Source organism: Corynebacterium lehmanniae, from assembly GCF_043161975.1.
GTDB classification, from domain to species: Bacteria; Actinomycetota; Actinomycetes; order Mycobacteriales; family Mycobacteriaceae; genus Corynebacterium; species Corynebacterium lehmanniae.
The window spans coordinates 725,565-742,124 of record NZ_CP170998.1; the positions used below are offsets into that span (position 1 = coordinate 725,565).

The following is a 16,560-nucleotide window of genomic DNA, read 5'->3' on the forward strand; positions in this document are numbered from 1 at the left end:
CTAGCATTCGGTGATGTTCACCGGCAGGCCTAGCTGCACCGCCAGGCCGCCCATGGACGTCTCCTTGTACTGCGTCATCATGTCGCGGCCGGTGGCGGCCATGGTCTCCACCACGTCATCGAGGGTGACGATGTTGGTGCCGTCGCCCAGCTTGGCCAGGCGCGCCGCGTTGATGGCCTTCACGCCGCCGATGGCGTTGCGCTCGATGCAGGGCACCTGCACGAGGCCGCCGACGGGGTCGCAGGTCAGCCCCAGGTTGTGCTCGAGGGCAATCTCGGCGGCGTTTTCCACCTGGGCAGGCGTGCCTCCGAGGGCGGCGCACATGCCTGCGGCAGCCATGGAAGACGCGGAGCCGACCTCGCCCTGGCAACCGACCTCGGCGCCGGAAATCGACGCGTTGGTTTTGATGATCGAGCCGACCGCGCCGGCAGTGAGCAAAAATTCGCGGGCGCGCTCTACGGTGAAATCGTCGGTGAAGTCGCGGCAGTAGTGCATCACCGCGGGGATGATGCCGGCCGCGCCGTTCGTTGGCGCGGTGACAACCTGGCCGTGCGCGGCGTTTTCCTCGTTGACAGCCAAGGCGTAGAGGTTGACCCACTCCATCGCGTCCAGCCCGCGCGCAGTGGAAGCTTGGTATTCGGCGGTGAGCAGGCGGTGGAGGCGGTTCGCTCGCCGCTTGACGTTCAACCCGCCGGGCAGCGTGCCATCCGTCTTCAAGCCGTGTGCGACGCATTCCTGCATCACGTTCCACACCGCGTCCAGGTGGGCGTCGAGCTTCTCGCTGCCGTGGATGGACTCCTCGTTCGCGCGCATGATCTCCGCGATGGTCAGGCCGGTCTCGTCGCAACGCTGCATGAGTTCGGCCGCGGTGTCGAAGGGGTAAGGCACAGACGGGATGTCGCGCGCTGCCGCGACGCCGGATTCGTCGCGGTGCGCTTCCATCTCCCAGCGGTCCTGAATAAACCCGCCGCCGACGGAGTAGTAGTCCTCGCGCTCTGCGAGCACGTTGCCGTCTGCATCCCACGCGTCGAAAATGAGGCAGTTCGGGTGTGCGGCGACAGGAGCAGGGTCGAACCTGAGCTCGTATTCAACGGTGCCGATGGGCCCGGAAACGGTGCCGGTGGAGGGAATCGGCTCACCCGGCTTCGGCGCAATATCGGCAGACGTGGTGGTGGGGGTGTAGCCGACTAGGCCCAAGAGGGCAGCGCGGTCGGTGCCGTGGCCGACGCCGGTGGCTGCCAGGGAGCCGCGCAATTCAACCAGCACCTTGGCTGGGTAGGTGTCGAGTTTGTCAATGAATGCTTGGGCCGCGCGCATCGGGCCCACAGTGTGGGACGACGAGGGGCCGATACCAATACTGAACAGGTCGACAACGCTCACAAAGTTTGCAGACATGCCGGGGATACTACAGCACGAAAAGGTGCGCGGCGCCACAGGAAAAGCGGTGTTTTACGCTTCCTGGGCGAGGGCCGGAATGCCGGTCGCACCCAGCACCGACAGCGGCTTCTGAGTGGGCTTTCCGTGCTCTGTGATGATGGCGAGGCGGGGGACCGCGCCGGAGGCAAGCGGTGTGCTCAGCGCCTCGACCGCGGCTGCGGCGGTGACGGTGCGCGGCAGAAAAATCGGCTGGTCCAATTTGCCGCTGTGCTCGAGCACCTCGGCCACGGTGCCTGCCGCAATCGTGTCGTCGTCACGCAGCTCCGCCGCCAGCCACCGCGCAATCGCGTTGGTGGTGAGCAAACCGACGCACTCGCCACCGTCGTAGACCGGGAACTGGGCGAGGCCTTGCGAGGCGATGATGTCCAACGGCTCGTGGATGTCGGTGTCGGGGGAGAAGGTGACCACCTGCTGGTGCTCAATGACGTCTAAGGCCAGCGTCGGGGCGAGCAGGGAATCCCGGATCCGCTCGATCTCAGCGACAGTTTCCGGCAGCGGCTCGGCGATCGGGCGCAGGTTGTCGTACTCGCCGTGGCTGATCGCGTTGCGCAGATCCGCGAACTCCTGCAGCGTCTCAGACTGCTCGAGCGTGATGACTCCCTTCTTCGCCGCCAGCCTGGCCATCCAGGAAAACGAATCGGACCGTTTGGCATCGAGTTCACTGCGCAAGAACTTCTCGATGGAGTTGAACGCAGCAAGAAACGGCACGGCGCGGTTGGGCTCAGCATTGCTCATGCCGGCCACTGTAGCGCCGTGCCGTTTCGAAAGCGGTGCGGAACAGAGGCGGTTTAGCTCTTGTACACGCCGCGGTTGAGCGTGTCGCAGGACGACATCTGGCCGGATTCGTAGCCGGACTTGAACGCCTGCATGCGCTGCTCGGAGGAGCCGTGGGTCCACGCGTCCGGATCGACCTCGCCGCCGGAGCGCTTCTGAATGTTGTCGTCGCCGATGGACTGCGCGGACTGCAGAGCCTGCTGCAGCTGCTCGTCGGTGATCGGCTCCAGAGCGGCGTTGTCACCCTTGGAGGCGTGGTGCGCCCACAGGCCCGCGTAGCAGTCGGCCTGCAGCTCGATTGCCACCGCGGCGGAATCCTGGCCCGGATTCTTGTAGTCGCTTAGGCCCAGGGTGCCCTCAAGGTTCTGGATGTGGTGGCCGTACTCGTGCGCGGTGGCGTACTCCTGCGCCAGCGGCCCGTTAGAGCCGCCGAGCTGCGACAGCTGGTCGAAGAAGCTCACGTCCAGATAGGCGGTTTTGTCCTGCGGGCAGTAGAACGGTCCGGTGTCCGAGCTGGCGTAACCGCAACCGGAGTTCACGCTGCCCTTGAAGATGGTCATTTCCGGTTTGGTGAACTGGGTGTCTGACTGGGCGGGCAGCACGTCGGCCCAGATGGCGTTTAGCGATCCCATCGTTGCGGCTGCCCGGCAGTCGTCGTACTCGTTGGAGGAACCTGCTTCCTGGCAGTGCTCCAGGGAGTATTCGCCCTGGGACTGCGACTGGGAGTCGCCCCCTCCGCCGAGAATGCCGTCAAACGCGCCGCTGAAGTACAGCAGCGCCAGCAGGACCAAAATGATGGTTCCGCCGCCGCCTCCGCGCAGCAGGAGCGGCAGCAACATCATCGCGCCGTTGCCTAAGCCGCCGCCTCCGCGGCCGCCGCCGGAGCTGGTATTGACGTTGCCGCCTTGGCCCTGTGCGTAATCGCCTCTGAAAGTCATGGCCAGAATTGTGCCAAATAACTAGGGCACGTGTGGGATCTGGGTCGGTTGGCGCCTGTGTCGCCCCATCAGCGAGAGGGGCCGGGCGCACTGCGACGAGACGGCGGGTAAACTTTTACAGGTTAGATTTGCCATCACGTGGAAGGACGTGGATACCTTGCTGCGCACTCACCTTGCGGGGAACCTGAATAAAGAACTGGACGGCCAAACTGTCACGCTCACCGGCTGGGTGGCCCGTCGTCGCGACCATGGCGGCGTGATCTTTATCGACCTGCGCGATCGCTCTGGCTTGGCCCAGGTGGTCTTCCGCGAGTCCGAGGTGGCCGAGGCTGCGCACGACCTGCGCAGCGAGTACGTCATCCAGGTCACCGGCACCGTCGAGCCGCGCCCGGAGGGGTCCGCCAACCCGAATTTGGCCTCCGGCGAGATTGAGGTCAACGTCACCGACTTGAAGGTGCTCAACAAGGCCGCGGCCCTGCCGTTCCAGATCGAGGACGCTTCCTCCAGCGAGGTCGGCGAGGAAGCCCGCCTGCGCTACCGCTACCTGGACTTGCGCCGCGAGCGCCAGGCGAGGGCGATTCGTCTTCGCGCGAAGGTGAACCAGGCTGCCCGCCGCGTGCTGGACAGCCACGACTTCACTGAGATTGAAACGCCGACGCTGACCCGTTCCACCCCGGAGGGCGCACGCGACTTTTTGGTGCCGGCTCGTTTGAAGCCGGGCTCCTGGTACGCCCTGCCGCAGTCGCCACAGTTGTTCAAGCAGCTGCTCATGGTGGCGGGCATGGAGCGCTACTACCAGCTGGCGCGCTGCTACCGCGACGAGGATTTCCGCGCGGACCGCCAGCCGGAGTTCACCCAGCTGGACGTTGAGGCCAGCTTCGTGGACCAAGACGACATCATCAAGCTCGCCGAGGAGATCTTGGTCGAGTTGTGGAAGCTGATCGGCTACGACATCCAGACGCCCATCCCGCGCATGACCTACAAGGAAGCGATGGAGAAGTACGGCTCCGACAAGCCGGACCTGCGCTTCGACATCCCGCTGGTGGAGTGCACCGAGTTCTTCAAGGACACCACCTTCCGCGTGTTCAAGGCCGAGTACGTTGGCGCTGTGGTCATGGACGGTGGCGCTTCCCAGCCGCGTCGCCAGCTCGACGCGTGGCAGGAGTGGGCGAAGCAGCGCGGCGCGAAGGGCCTGGCGTACATCCTCGTGCAGGAGGACGGCGAGCTGACCGGTCCGGTGGCCAAGAACATCACCGACGAGGAGAAGGCCGGCATTGCCGCGCACGTGGGCGCAAAGCCGGGCGACTGCATCTTCTTCGCGGCAGGTGAGACGAAGGCGTCCCGCGCGCTGCTGGGCGCAGCCCGCGGCGAGATCGCCCGCAAGCTGGACCTGATCAAGGACGGCGACTGGGCGTTCACCTGGGTCGTCGACGCGCCGCTGTTCGAGCCGGCCGCGGATGCGACGGCCTCCGGCGATGTCGCTCTCGGCCACTCCAAGTGGACCGCCGTCCACCACGCTTTCACCTCCCCGAAGCCGGAGTACCTGGACAACTTCGAGGAGAACCCGGGCGAGGCGCTCGCGTACGCCTACGACATTGTCTGTAACGGCAACGAGATCGGCGGCGGCTCCATCCGTATCCACGAGCACGACGTGCAGAAGCGCGTGTTCGAGGTCATGGGCATCACCGACGAGGAAGCAGACGAGAAGTTCGGCTTCCTGCTGGACGCCTTCCAGTACGGTGCCCCGCCGCACGGCGGCATCGCCTTCGGCTGGGACCGCATCGTGTCCCTACTCGGCGGCTTCGAGTCCATCCGCGACGTCATCGCCTTCCCGAAGTCGGGCGGCGGCGTCGATCCGCTGACGGATGCTCCGGCGCCGATCCCGGCGGAGCAGCGCAAGGAGACCGGCGTGGACTTCAAGCCGAAGAAGGACGCCGAAGCACAGGGCGGCGAGGCCGGGGCCGGCGACGAAAAGTAGGCCAGCGATGGGCGATACGCAGGAGATCATCCGCGCAGCCGCCGACATACTGACCAAGCGCTACGGCGGCGAGCAGCAGCTTGTCGACGTCGAAAGGCTCGACGGCTCAGGGCTTGCGGACGTGTTCCGGGCACGTGTTGTGAACAACCCGTTTTTCCAGCACCGCTCGGTGGTGGTGAAGCACTCGCCGGCTACCGGCGACGAGCTGGCGGATGCGGCGTTTCTGCGCGAGACGGTGGCGTACCAGTTCGCCACGTCGTTAAGCGAGGAAGTGCGCCCGGGCCCGGTGCTGCTGGGCTACGACACCGCGCAGCGCATCCTGATCATTTCGGATCTGGGTGACGGCCGCACGCTCGCGGACCTGCTGCAGGACGCGGACCCGGAAACCCACGTGGATCTCCTGCGCCGCCTTGGCCGCGCGCTGGGCAAAATGCACGCCGGTACCGCGGACGATGAAGACGCGTTCAACGTGCTGTTTCAGCGCATGACGCGTTCGCGGAAGAACTCGGCGAACCTGCAGCTTTTGCGTGACCGCCTGCTGTCGCACCGCATCCGTATCGGCGTGGAGTTCCTGGAGCGGGCTGGAATCGACATTCCTGGCGAGGTCCGCTTCGCCGCCACGAACGTGCTTACCCGGCTACTGCGCGGCGGGATGCGTGCGTTCACCCCGTTCGACTTGACGCCGGACAACATCATCCAAACCGGCAACTCGTTCCATTTCCTGGACTACGAGTGGGCGGGTTACAGGGACGTCACGTTCGATGTGGCGTTTGTGGTTGCCCGCTTCCCGGTGTTTCTTGCGGCGCAGCCGTTCAACGCCGCCGCCACCGAGGCGTTCATCGACGCGTGGGTGAGCGAGGTGCGCGGCATCTGGCCGAGCGTGGAGCACCCGGATACGTTGCAGGCGCGGATTACTGCGGGGCTCATCGGCTGGGCGATGAGTAGCGTGGCCATGCTGGATCCGGTGAGCCCAGCCGAGTTGGTGGAACACGACGCCAAGCTCAAGGAGGACTTCGAGGCCGCTGGCCTTGACGTGTCCGACCTGGGTCCGTTGGAAGCGAGCGCCGAAACCGAAGAACACTCTGCGGACTACGCCGGAGATGTGCTGCGGCCGCACTCGCAGGGGCCGTTTACCGCCGATGAGGCGCTGGTGCGCCGGGACTTGCGCGAGACGTTCGAGTCCCTCGCCGCGTTCGCGGGCACCGGCAAGGACCCCGCGTACCGCACGATAAGCGAGTTCGCGCAAACGCTGGCTGAGCGCTTGCGCTAAGAGAGGTGCGCGTGGAACAAGAGGGACTATTCGCTGCCGCAGGCGGCAACAACAGCCGCGGCGATTCCGGCAACCGCGGGACTGCCTTTTTTGAGGCGGGGGCGTCCGCGCCGTTGGCCGCGCGCATGCGGCCGCGGACCCTCGACGAGATCGCGGGCCAGCGCCACCTGCTCAGTGAGGGCAAACCGTTGCGCAGGCTTATCGACGGCTCCGGGGCCGCCTCCGTGATCCTCTACGGCCCGCCGGGGACCGGCAAGACCACGATCGCCTCGTTGATCGCGTCTGCGATGGGGCAGAACTTCGTCGCGCTCTCGGCGCTGTCTTCTGGCGTGAAAGAGGTGCGTGCCGTCATCGACGAGGCGCGCCGCGACCTGATCCGCGGGGAGAAGACGGTGCTGTTCATCGACGAGGTGCACCGTTTTTCCAAGACGCAGCAGGATGCGCTGCTCGCCGCCGTGGAAAACCGCACCGTGCTGCTTGTCGCGGCGACCACGGAAAACCCGAGCTTCAGCGTGGTTGCGCCGCTTTTGTCGCGCTCGCTGCTGCTGAAGCTGGAGTCCCTCGATGCGGAGGACTTGGGCAGGGTGCTCGACCGGGCGATGGCGGACGAGCGCGGATTCAACGGCGCATTCAAGCTTGACGACGCCGCACGGGACCAACTTGTCCTCCTCGCCGGCGGCGATGCACGCCGCGCGCTGACCTACTTGGAGGCCGCGGCCGAAGCGGTGCAGCCGGGGGAGACAATCACCGTCGACACTGTCAAGGAAAACGTCAACCGTGCGGTAGTGCGCTACGACCGCGACGGCGATCAGCACTACGACATCGTCAGCGCGTTCATCAAATCCATCCGCGGCTCCGACGTGGATGCCGCACTGCACTATCTCGCGCGGATGATCGAGGCGGGGGAGGACCCACGGTTTATCGCCCGGCGCCTTGTCATCCACGCATCCGAAGATATCGGCATGGCGGACCCGACCGCGCTGCAGACCGCCAACGCGGCGGCGAACGCAGTGCAGTTCATCGGCATGCCGGAAGGCAGGCTGGCGCTCGCGCAGGCGACGATTCATTTGGCCACGGCACCGAAGTCGCCCTCGGTGATCCAGTCGATCGACCGGGCCTTGGCGGACGTGCGCGCGGGACACGCCCCGCCGGTGCCGGCGCACCTGCGTGACGGGCACTACGAAGGGGCGAAGGCCATGGGCAATGCGGTGGGCTATGTCTATCCGCATGATGATCCTTTGGGCGTCGTGAAGCAGCAGTACATGCCCGACGGCCTCGAAGACGCCGTGTACTACGAACCCACCGACCACGGGGCGGAGCGGCGCATCAAGGACTACATCGGGCGGCTGAGGGACCTCGTCCGCGGGCGGTGACACCTGGCGGCGTCGAGGCGCGGGGTAGAGTAAGCGCGGATAAAAACCGGCGCTGCTGAAAGGACAATCACGCGTGCAGACCCATGAGATCCGAGAGCGGTTCACCAACCACTTCGTCGAGGCGGGACACACCCCGGTGCCCAGCGCTCCGCTGATTCTGGACGATCCGACGCTGCTGTTCGTCAACGCCGGCATGGTGCCGTTCAAGCCGTACTTTTTGGGCGACCAGACTCCGGATTTCGCAAACGGCACCGCCACATCCATCCAGAAGTGCGTGCGCACCCTGGACATCGAGGAAGTGGGCATCACCACCCGCCACAACACGTTTTTCCAGATGGCCGGCAACTTCTCCTTCGGCCAGTACTTCAAGGAAGGCGCGATCACGCACGCCTGGACCCTGCTCACCGGCGCTGTCGAGGACGGCGGGCTGGGCCTGGACCCGGAGCGCCTGTGGGTGACCGTCTACTTGGACGACGATGAGGCCGCCTCGATCTGGCGCGACAAGATCGGCATTCCGGAGGAGCGCATCCAGCGCATGGGCATGGAAGACAACTTCTGGTCCATGGGTATCCCCGGCCCCTGCGGCCCGTGCTCGGAGATCTACTACGACCGCGGCCCGGAATACGGCGTCGAGGGCGGCCCGGTCGCCGACGACAACCGCTACATGGAGATCTGGAACCTCGTGTTCATGGAGTCCATCCGCGGCGAGGGCGACAAGAAAGGCAACTTCGATATCGTCGGTGAGCTGCCGCAGAAGAACATCGATACCGGCATGGGCATCGAGCGCGTCGCTTGCATCCTGCAGGGCGTGGACAACGTCTACGAGACCGACCTTTTGCGCCCCGTCATCGACGCTGCCGTGGAGCTGACTGGCGCGAAGTACGACGCCGGCAACAAGGACGACGACGTGCGCTTCCGCGTCGTCGCCGACCACGCACGTACCGGCATGATGATCATCCTCGACGGCGTGACCCCGTCCAACGAGGGCCGCGGCTACATCCTGCGCCGCCTGCTGCGCCGCATCATCCGCTCCGCGCGCCTGCTGGGAGCGACCGGCCCGGTCATGGAGACGCTGATGAACACCATCATGGACACGATGACCCCGTCGTTCCCGGAGATCGACGACAACCGCGAGCGCATCTTGCGCGTGGCGGTAGCCGAGGAGAAGGCGTTCTCCAAGACACTTGAGGCGGGCACCTCGCGTTTCGACGAAGCCGCCTCCGCCGTCTCCGCATCCGGCGCCAAGGTCCTGCCGGGCGCGCAAGCCTTCGAGCTGCACGACACCTACGGTTTCCCGATCGACCTGACCGTGGAGATGGCCCGCGAGGCTGGCCTGGACGTGGACATGGACGCCTTCAACGCCGCCATGCAGGAGCAGCGCGAGCGCGCCAAGGCCGACAACAAGGCGAAGAAGCACCGCAATGTGGACGAGTCGCTCTACCGCGAATGGGTGGACGCCAACCCGACCGAGTTCGTGGGCTACGACCAGCTCACCCACGACGCGAAGGTGATCGGCCTGGTGCGCGGCGGCGAGAAGGTCGGCGAGGTCGCCCAAGGCGACGAGGTCGAGGTCATCCTGGATGTGACCCCGATGTACGCCGAATCCGGCGGCCAGATGGCCGACCGCGGCCGCCTGCTCATGGGCGACACCATCCTCAACGTCAACGACGTGCAGCGAGTGGGCAAGAAACTGTGGCTGCACAAGGCCACGGTGCAAAACGGCGGGCTCGATCTGGGCTCCACCGTCACCGCCGAGGTGGACGAGGCGTGGCGCCACGGCGCTCGCCAGGCGCACTCCGCGACCCACCTGATCCACGCCGCGATCCGCCAGGTGCTCGGCCCCACCGCAGTCCAGGCTGGTTCCTTGAACAAGCCGGGTTACCTGCGCTTCGACTTCAACTACACCGACCAGCTCACGGACGCGCAGCTCGAGGAAATCGCCACCATCACCAACCAGGCGGTGGACGCGGACTTCGCAGTCAACACGATTGAAACCTCTCTCGACCATGCGAAAGAAATGGGCGCGATGGCGCTGTTCGGCGAGAGCTACGGCGACACCGTGCGCGTGGTGGAGATCGGCGGGCCGTTCTCCATTGAGCTGTGCGGCGGCACTCACGTCGAGCACGCCTCGCAGATCGGCCCGGTGGCCGTCCTCGGCGAATCCTCCGTCGGCTCCGGCGCCCGCCGCATCGAGGCGTACTCCGGCATGGACTCCTTCAAGTTCCTGTCCAAGGAGGCCGCGCTTGCGTCCGGCCTGGCTGCGGAGCTGAAGGCCCCGACCGAGGAGCTGCCGGACCGAATCGCCCAGTTGACCGAGCGCCTGCGCGCGGCCGAGAAGGAGATTGAGAACCTGCACCGTCAGCAGCTTCTGGCGTCCACCGCAAACCTGGCGGATGAGGCGCAGACGCTCGGCGTGCACCGAGTCGTCGCAAAGCAGCTGCCCGAAGGCATCACCACCGGCGACCTGCGCACGATCGCCAACGACCTGCGGGGCAAGCTGCAGGCAGAAGACGCAGTGATCGTGCTGCTGTCCCAGGTGGACGGCAAGGTGTCGCTGGCCGCAGCCGCGACGCCGCAGGCCGTTCAGTCCGGCGTGAAGGCCGGTGACCTGGTCAAGCTGATCGGCCAGTACGTCGACGGCAAGGGCGGCGGAAAGCCGGACCTGGCGCAGGGCACCGGTGCAAACCCGGCCGGAATCGAGGACGCGCTGCGCGCAGTGCGTGAGTCGCTCGCCTGACAACCAGCGCTGTAATGCGTGACACGCCGAAGAAGCGCCCCGCCGGTTCCACAGGAAACGGTTAGGTTTAACTAAGGCCAGTTAACCGCCCCGCCGGTAACCGGTCTGTTGTTTACGTAGCCGTCGAAGGTGGAAAGGACACACGGATGAAGGTGCAGCCAGACACCCCGGGGGTTGACGACCCGGGGCAGGGCCGCCGCATCGGCATTGATGTGGGCACCGTCCGCATCGGCGTGGCCTCCTCCGACAAGGACGCGACGCTTGCCACCCCGGTGGAAACGGTCCGCCGGGTCACCGGGTTCAAGGACCGCGACGGCGAAGACATCGAGCGTTTGCTTGAGCTTATCGACGAGCTCGACGCCGTGGAGGTCGTTGTCGGACTGCCGTCGAACCTCAACGGCGACGGCTCCAAGAGCGTCAAGCACGCGAAAGAAATCGCGTTCCGCATCAAGCGGCGCAGCGACGTGCCGGTGAAAATGGCGGACGAGCGACTGACCACGGTCGCCGCCACGCACGCGCTGCGAGCTTCAGGCGTGCGCGAAAAGGACGCGCGCGCCGTGATCGACCAGGCGGCGGCGGTGGAGATTCTGCAATCATGGCTGGACGGCCGCAAGAACTACCTCAAGGAGATTTAACCGTGACCCCACGACAGGCCGCCATGCGGCGCACACGCAGCACCGCAGTGCTGGTTGCTTCGCTCCTGCTGATCATCGGCTTGATCGCCTGGATCGCCATCGCCCGCGGCAACAACGTGTCGGATTACGAGGGCACGGGCAACGGCGAGGAGCAGGTAGTGCAGATCAAGGAGGGCGCAAGCCTGTCCGCGCTCGGCCCGGAGCTTGAAGAGCGCGGCATCGTCGCCTCCGACAACGCATTCCAGACTGCTGCGGCGAACAACCAAAACGCCGACAACATCCAGCCCGGTTTCTACCGCCTGCAGGGGGAGATGAGCGCCGAGTCCGCCGTGGACGCGCTGCTCGACCCGCAGCAACGCGTCACGCCGCTGCAGGTCTACGGCGGCGCGACCTTGATGGACATCAACATCCTCGGCGGGCAGAAGCGCCTGGGCATCCTCACCATGATTCAGCAGGCCGCGTGCGGCGAGAAGCCAGCATCTGATTGCGTGAATCTGGAGGATCTGAACAAGGTTGCGGCGGATGCAGATCCGGAAGCCCTCGGTGTGCCCGAGTGGGCGCGAGAAACGGTGGCCGGACGCGCAGGCGACGCGAAGCGTCTTGAGGGCCTGATCGCTCCGGGCGAGTACGTCATTGATCCGCACGCGAGCGCGGAGGAGATCCTGACTGACCTGATCACCCGGTCCGCCAAGCAGTACGAATCCACCGACATTGTCGGCCGCGCAAAGGCTGTCGGCCTGACCCCGTACGAATTGCTCACGGCGGCGTCGCTGGTTGAGCGCGAGGCTCCGGCCGGCGAGTTCGACAAGGTCGCGCGAGTGATCCTCAACCGTCTGGATGAGCCGATGCGCCTGGAGTTCGACTCCACGGTCAACTACGGCCTGCCGTCCGTCGAGGTCGCCACGACCGACGAGGACCGTGGTCGGGTGACCCCGTGGAACACCTACGCCATGGACGGTCTGCCGCAGACCCCGATCGCCTCTCCGTCGATCGAGGCCATCGAGGCGATGGAGCACCCGGCCGAGGGCAACTGGCTGTTCTTCGTCACCGTGGACAAAGACGGCACGACCATCTTCAACGACACCTTCGAGCAGCACCTCAACGACACCCAGCGTGCGGTGGACTCCGGCGTGCTGGACTCGCAGCGCTAGCTCATGGAGATCACCCACCGCGCAGCGGTCCTCGGCTCGCCCATCGCGCACTCGCTGTCTCCGGTGCTGCATGGCGCCGGGTACGAGGCGGCGGGCCTTGAGGGCTGGGAATATACCAGGATTCTCTGCCAGGCAGAGGAGCTTTCCCGGGTCGTGCGGGAATCCGGCGAGACCTACCGCGGCTTCTCGGTGACCATGCCGTGCAAGTTTGCGGCGCTGGATTTTGCGGACGAGGTGACTGAGCGCGCGCAACAGATCGGTTCCGCGAACACACTCACGCGTGTCGACGGCCACTGGCGCGCCGACAACACCGATTGCGAGGGCGCCCTAGTGGCGTTGAGGGAGATGTTGGGGCACACCCTTCCGAAGCGCGCCGTGCTTGTCGGCGCCGGCGGCACCGCACGGGCGGTGATGTGGGCGCTGCGCGAGCTCGGCTGCGAACAGGTCACGGTGGTCAACCGTTCGGACCGTGCTGCTGAGTATGTGGAGCTGGCGCAGGGGATAGATGTGTCCTTCTGCACCTACGACGCTGACTTGGAGAGCGTGGCGCTGCAGGCCGATGTCGTCGCGTCCACTGTGCCCGCGGATGTGCTGGAGCAGCACGCTGAACAGCTCGGGCACGCTCCGGTGTTCGACGTGATCTACAACCCGTGGCCGACCCCGCTAGCGATTCGTGCCGCTTCGAACGGCTACCCGGTGGTGGGCGGGTTGTCCATGCTGGCGGGGCAGTCCTACGCCCAGTTCGAGCAGTTCACCGGCGTTGACGCTCCGCGCGAGGCGATGCGTGAGGCGCTGTTGCGCCACTGGGAGCAGTCCCACTAACCTCGCGGGCATGGGGATCGGGGGATACGCCGCGTTTGCGGCAGGGGTGGTTTTTCTCGGGTGGTCGGCGCTGCTGGGGGCCTACGACATCCGCGAGCGCAGGTTGCCGGACCCGTTGACTGTCCCGCCTGCGGTGGCGGCTGCCATCGCGTGCGTGTGGCACCCGCCGTTGGCGTGGGGGCTGGTGTGGCCGGCGCTGTACCTTCTCGTGGGCCGCGGAATTGGCGGGGGAGACGTCAAGCTCGCGGTACCGCTCGGGGTGGCTTGCGCGGCCGTGGGAGGGCCCCTCGGCGTCGTCGCGGCGATTGGGCTATCGGGCCTGCTCAGTGTTGCTGTCGCTGTCGTTACGGGGATGCGCGCGGTGCCGCACGGGCCGTCGATGCTTGGAGCCGGATGGGCGCTGTTTCCTTTTTTGTGTATGTATTCGGGGGTTTGAGGGCCGAATTTGGCGGGGCTTGTGCAAGAATGTCGCCATGCTTCGTTGGACAACGGCCGGGGAGTCGCACGGCCAAGCCCTCATTGCGTTAGTGGAAAACGCGCCGGCTGGATTGCCGGTGCGCAAGGAAGACATCGCCCACCAGCTGGCGCGCCGCCGGCTCGGATACGGGCGTGGAGCACGCATGAAGTTCGAGGCCGATGAGCTTACGCTTCTCACCGGCGTGGTCCACGGGACCTCCATCGGCAGCCCCATCACCATTCAGATCGGCAACACCGAGTGGCCGAAGTGGACCACGATCATGTCCGCGGAACCCGTGGACATGGAGGATCCGGAGGTGGCGAAGGCCATGTCGTCCGGGCGCGGCGCGTCGCTGACCCGCCCGCGCCCGGGCCACGCAGACTTCGCGGGCATGATCAAGTACGGCTTCGACTCCGCCCGTCCGGTGCTCGAGCGCTCGTCCGCGCGCGAGACCGCGGCGCGCGTGGCGGCTGCGACTGTGGCCCGTAGCTTCCTGCGCGAAACCCTCGGTGTGGAGGTGTTCTCGCACGTGATCTCCATCGGCGAGTCCGCCCCGTACGCAGGGCCGCACCCGAGCGTCGAGGACATTGAGGCTATCGACGCCTCCCCGGTCCGCGCCTACGACAAAGAAGCGGAGGCGGACATGGTCGCCCGCATCGAGGCTGCGAAGAAGGACGGGGACACCCTCGGCGGCGTTGTCGAGGTCATCGTGGACGGTTTGCCGGTCGGCCTGGGCTCGCACGTCTCCGGCGAACGCCGCCTTGACGCGCGCCTGGCTGGCGCGCTGATGGGCATCCAGTCTGTGAAGGGTGTCGAGGTCGGCGACGGTTTCGAGGAGGCCCGCCGCCGGGGTTCGCAGGCGCACGACGAGATGGTGCGCGGGCAGGGCGGCGTGACACGTTCCACGAACCGTGCCGGCGGCCTCGAGGGCGGCATGACCAACGGCGAGCAGTTGCGTGTGCGTGCGGCCATGAAGCCGATTTCGACTGTCCCGCGCGCGCTGAAGACCGTGGACATGTCCACCGGGGAAGCCGCCACCGGCATTCACCAGCGTTCGGACGTGTGCGCGGTGCCCGCTGGTGGTGTCGTCGCTGAGGCGATGGTGGCGCTGGTGCTCGCGCAAGCAGTGTCGGAGAAGTTCGGCGGCGATACTGTGGATGAGGTTCGACGCAACGTGGAGGCGTACCGCGCGTACGCGGCGGACCGGCTCGCGTTCGCCCGAGAGGAGGATTTGGCATGACCACTCCGGCCGGGGCATCCCCGGCAGATATTGTCAACGATTTGGTGCACGGTCTCGCTCCGGAAGCCGCGCGCGCTGATGGCGCGGACAGCGCAACACCGTTCGACGAGAACGATGCGCCGAGTGCGACCGAACTCGTCACTGCGGCGCCTGCATTGGTGCACTCCGCGCCGCGTGTTGTGCTGGTGGGCATGCCGGGAGCGGGCAAGTCGACGATCGGCCGGCGGATCGCCAGCGCACTGAACCTGCCCATCGTGGACTCCGATCTCCTCATGGAGCAGGGCGAGGGCAAGGCCTGCGGCGAGTTGTACTCGGAGCTCGGCGAAGACGCCTTCCGCGAGCTCGAGGTGGGCTACGTGGCCCGCGCGCTCGCCACCGGCGGGGTGGTCAGCCTCGGCGGCGGCGCGATTGTCACCGAAGAGGTGCGCACGCTCCTGCAGCGCCACACCGTGGTGTGGATCGACGTCACCGCCGAGGAAGGAATTCGCCGCACGGCGGAGGATGCGTCGCGTCCGGTGCTCGACGGCGAGGACCGCGAACAGCGCTACCGGGACCTTTTGGAGCAGCGAGAGTCCTTCTACCGGGAGGTCTCCAGCTTCCGCGTGCGCACGGACGAGCGCCCACCGCAGCGTGTGGTGGCGGAAGTCCTCGGGTTCATTGACGTGGATTAGCCCTGCGGGAGAAAGGCGAGGCGCATGGCTGTAGTTGAGGTGACGGGGCAAAGCCCGTACGCGGTCAATATCGGGCGCGGCAACCTGGGCCAGGCGGCTCAGCGCGTCGCACAGGTCGGCGCGCGCCGCGCACTCGTCGTGCACCAGGTGCCGCTGGCTGATGCCGCAAGCGAGTTTGCGCAGCAGCTTGAGTCCGCCGGTGTGGAGCCGGTGGCGGTGTGCGTGCCGGATGCGGAAGCAGGCAAGGACCTGGCTGTGCTTTCCAGTCTGTGGGACACCCTCGGCGCGCACAGCTTTTCCCGCCAGGACGTCGTTGTCGGCCTCGGCGGCGGCGCAGTGACGGATCTCGCTGGCTTCGCCGCGGCGACGTGGATGCGCGGCATCAAGGTCGTGCAGGTGCCTACCACGCTTCTGGCCATGGTGGATGCGGCCGTCGGCGGCAAGACCGGCATCAACACGGCGGCGGGCAAGAATCTCGTCGGGGCGTTCCACGAGCCGGACAGCGTGTTTATCGACCTCGCCCGCATCGACACCCTTCCTGAGGCGGAAGTGGTCTCAGGCTCCGCCGAGCTGATCAAAACCGGCTTTATTGCGGACCCGCGCATTTTGGAGCTCTACCAGGACGGCGCCGAGCACCACTGGCCGGAGCTGGTGCGCCGTTCCGTGGCGGTGAAGGCGAATGTTGTCGGGCAGGACCTCAAGGAGTCCGGCCTGCGCGAGATTCTCAACTACGGCCACACCCTCGGCCACGCCATTGAACGCCGCGAGAACTACACCTGGCGCCACGGCAACGCGGTTGCGGTGGGCATGATGTTCGTCGCCCACCTGTCATTGGGCAGGAAGCTTATCGACGCCCCGTTGGTCGCCCTCCACGAAGAAATCCTGACAAAGGCGGGCCTTCCCACCCGTTACGAGGCGGGCGCGTTCGACGAGCTGCACGACGCAATGCTGCTGGACAAGAAGAACCGCGACGGGCGTATCCGCTTCGTCGTCCTCGACGGGTTGGGCTCGGCCACCCGGCTGGAGGACGCGACGGTGGAAGAGATGCGCGCGGCGTACGAGGCGATTTCGGAGTAG

The 16,560-nt window shown here is 66.3% G+C and carries 14 protein-coding genes; 11 read left to right on the plus strand and 3 right to left on the minus strand.

What is annotated here, in order from left to right; translation table 11 throughout:
• The 3 genes from ACF3NP_RS03470 to ypfJ are packed head-to-tail and all read right to left on the minus strand — an operon-like array spanning position 1 to position 3,149.
• A complete protein-coding gene (locus tag ACF3NP_RS03470) occupies positions 1 to 1,395 on the minus strand; it encodes an L-serine ammonia-lyase (RefSeq protein WP_181888524.1) in 1,395 nt (464 codons plus the stop codon).
• A gap of 54 nt (positions 1,396 to 1,449) precedes the next feature.
• Positions 1,450 to 2,172, minus strand: coding sequence for a CBS domain-containing protein (locus ACF3NP_RS03475; RefSeq protein WP_181888523.1), 723 nt, complete (start codon positions 2,170 to 2,172; stop codon positions 1,450 to 1,452).
• Positions 2,173 to 2,225: 53 nt separating this feature from the next.
• Entirely contained in the window at positions 2,226 to 3,149 is a 924-nt protein-coding gene (gene ypfJ / locus ACF3NP_RS03480) for a KPN_02809 family neutral zinc metallopeptidase (RefSeq protein WP_181888522.1), read from the minus strand.
• A gap of 157 nt (positions 3,150 to 3,306) precedes the next feature.
• Between ypfJ and aspS the strand changes: the two genes are divergently transcribed.
• From aspS to aroB, 11 genes are all read left to right on the plus strand, one after another.
• Positions 3,307 to 5,127 (plus strand): aspartate--tRNA ligase, encoded by a 1,821-nt coding sequence (aspS, locus tag ACF3NP_RS03485; protein ID WP_181888521.1) that lies wholly within the window; start codon positions 3,307 to 3,309, stop codon positions 5,125 to 5,127.
• 7 nt (positions 5,128 to 5,134) lie between these two features.
• On the plus strand, positions 5,135 to 6,397 hold the full coding sequence (locus tag ACF3NP_RS03490; protein ID WP_181888520.1) for a phosphotransferase: 1,263 nt from the start codon (positions 5,135 to 5,137) through the stop codon (positions 6,395 to 6,397).
• 11 nt (positions 6,398 to 6,408) lie between these two features.
• A complete protein-coding gene (locus ACF3NP_RS03495) occupies positions 6,409 to 7,770 on the plus strand; it encodes a replication-associated recombination protein A (protein WP_269509656.1) in 1,362 nt (453 codons plus the stop codon).
• A 73-nt stretch (positions 7,771 to 7,843) separates the two neighbouring features.
• Positions 7,844 to 10,507 carry an alanine--tRNA ligase gene (gene alaS, locus ACF3NP_RS03500; protein WP_181888519.1) on the plus strand — a complete coding sequence of 888 codons (2,664 nt, stop codon included), beginning with the start codon at positions 7,844 to 7,846 and terminating at the stop codon, positions 10,505 to 10,507.
• A gap of 146 nt (positions 10,508 to 10,653) precedes the next feature.
• Entirely contained in the window at positions 10,654 to 11,142 is a 489-nt protein-coding gene (gene ruvX, locus ACF3NP_RS03505) for a Holliday junction resolvase RuvX (RefSeq protein WP_181888518.1), read from the plus strand.
• Between the two features lie 23 nt (positions 11,143 to 11,165).
• The gene (gene mltG, locus ACF3NP_RS03510) at positions 11,166 to 12,293 is read left to right on the plus strand and encodes an endolytic transglycosylase MltG (RefSeq protein ID WP_392399128.1); all 1,128 of its coding nucleotides are present in this window, start codon (positions 11,166 to 11,168) and stop codon (positions 12,291 to 12,293) included.
• Between the two features lie 3 nt (positions 12,294 to 12,296).
• Positions 12,297 to 13,115: a shikimate dehydrogenase gene (locus ACF3NP_RS03515; RefSeq protein ID WP_392398973.1), complete on the plus strand. Its 819-nt coding sequence runs from the start codon at positions 12,297 to 12,299 to the stop codon at positions 13,113 to 13,115.
• Between the two features lie 10 nt (positions 13,116 to 13,125).
• Positions 13,126 to 13,551 carry a prepilin peptidase gene (locus ACF3NP_RS03520; protein ID WP_181888515.1) on the plus strand — a complete coding sequence of 142 codons (426 nt, stop codon included), beginning with the start codon at positions 13,126 to 13,128 and terminating at the stop codon, positions 13,549 to 13,551.
• 37 nt (positions 13,552 to 13,588) lie between these two features.
• A complete protein-coding gene (gene aroC, locus ACF3NP_RS03525) occupies positions 13,589 to 14,812 on the plus strand; it encodes a chorismate synthase (protein ID WP_181888514.1) in 1,224 nt (407 codons plus the stop codon).
• Positions 14,813 to 15,003: 191 nt separating this feature from the next.
• Complete coding sequence (locus ACF3NP_RS03530; protein ID WP_236883491.1) at positions 15,004 to 15,483, plus strand: shikimate kinase; 480 nt, start codon at positions 15,004 to 15,006, stop codon at positions 15,481 to 15,483.
• 24 nt (positions 15,484 to 15,507) lie between these two features.
• A complete protein-coding gene (gene aroB, locus ACF3NP_RS03535; protein WP_181888512.1) occupies positions 15,508 to 16,560 on the plus strand; it encodes a 3-dehydroquinate synthase in 1,053 nt (350 codons plus the stop codon).

Coding starts and splice junctions, on each gene's coding strand:
- ACF3NP_RS03470 (WP_181888524.1), bottom strand. CDS start 1,395: ATGTCTGCAAACTTTGTGAGCGTTGTCGACCTGTTCAGTATTGGTATC.
- ACF3NP_RS03475 (WP_181888523.1), bottom strand. CDS start 2,172: ATGAGCAATGCTGAGCCCAACCGCGCCGTGCCGTTTCTTGCTGCGTTC.
- ypfJ (WP_181888522.1), bottom strand. CDS start 3,149: ATGACTTTCAGAGGCGATTACGCACAGGGCCAAGGCGGCAACGTCAAT.
- ACF3NP_RS03490 (WP_181888520.1), top strand. CDS start 5,135: ATGGGCGATACGCAGGAGATCATCCGCGCAGCCGCCGACATACTGACC.
- ruvX (WP_181888518.1), top strand. CDS start 10,654: ATGAAGGTGCAGCCAGACACCCCGGGGGTTGACGACCCGGGGCAGGGC.
- mltG (WP_392399128.1), top strand. CDS start 11,166: ATGCGGCGCACACGCAGCACCGCAGTGCTGGTTGCTTCGCTCCTGCTG.
- ACF3NP_RS03515 (WP_392398973.1), top strand. CDS start 12,297: ATGGAGATCACCCACCGCGCAGCGGTCCTCGGCTCGCCCATCGCGCAC.
- ACF3NP_RS03520 (WP_181888515.1), top strand. CDS start 13,126: ATGGGGATCGGGGGATACGCCGCGTTTGCGGCAGGGGTGGTTTTTCTC.
- aroC (WP_181888514.1), top strand. CDS start 13,589: ATGCTTCGTTGGACAACGGCCGGGGAGTCGCACGGCCAAGCCCTCATT.
- ACF3NP_RS03530 (WP_236883491.1), top strand. CDS start 15,004: ATGCCGGGAGCGGGCAAGTCGACGATCGGCCGGCGGATCGCCAGCGCA.
- aroB (WP_181888512.1), top strand. CDS start 15,508: ATGGCTGTAGTTGAGGTGACGGGGCAAAGCCCGTACGCGGTCAATATC.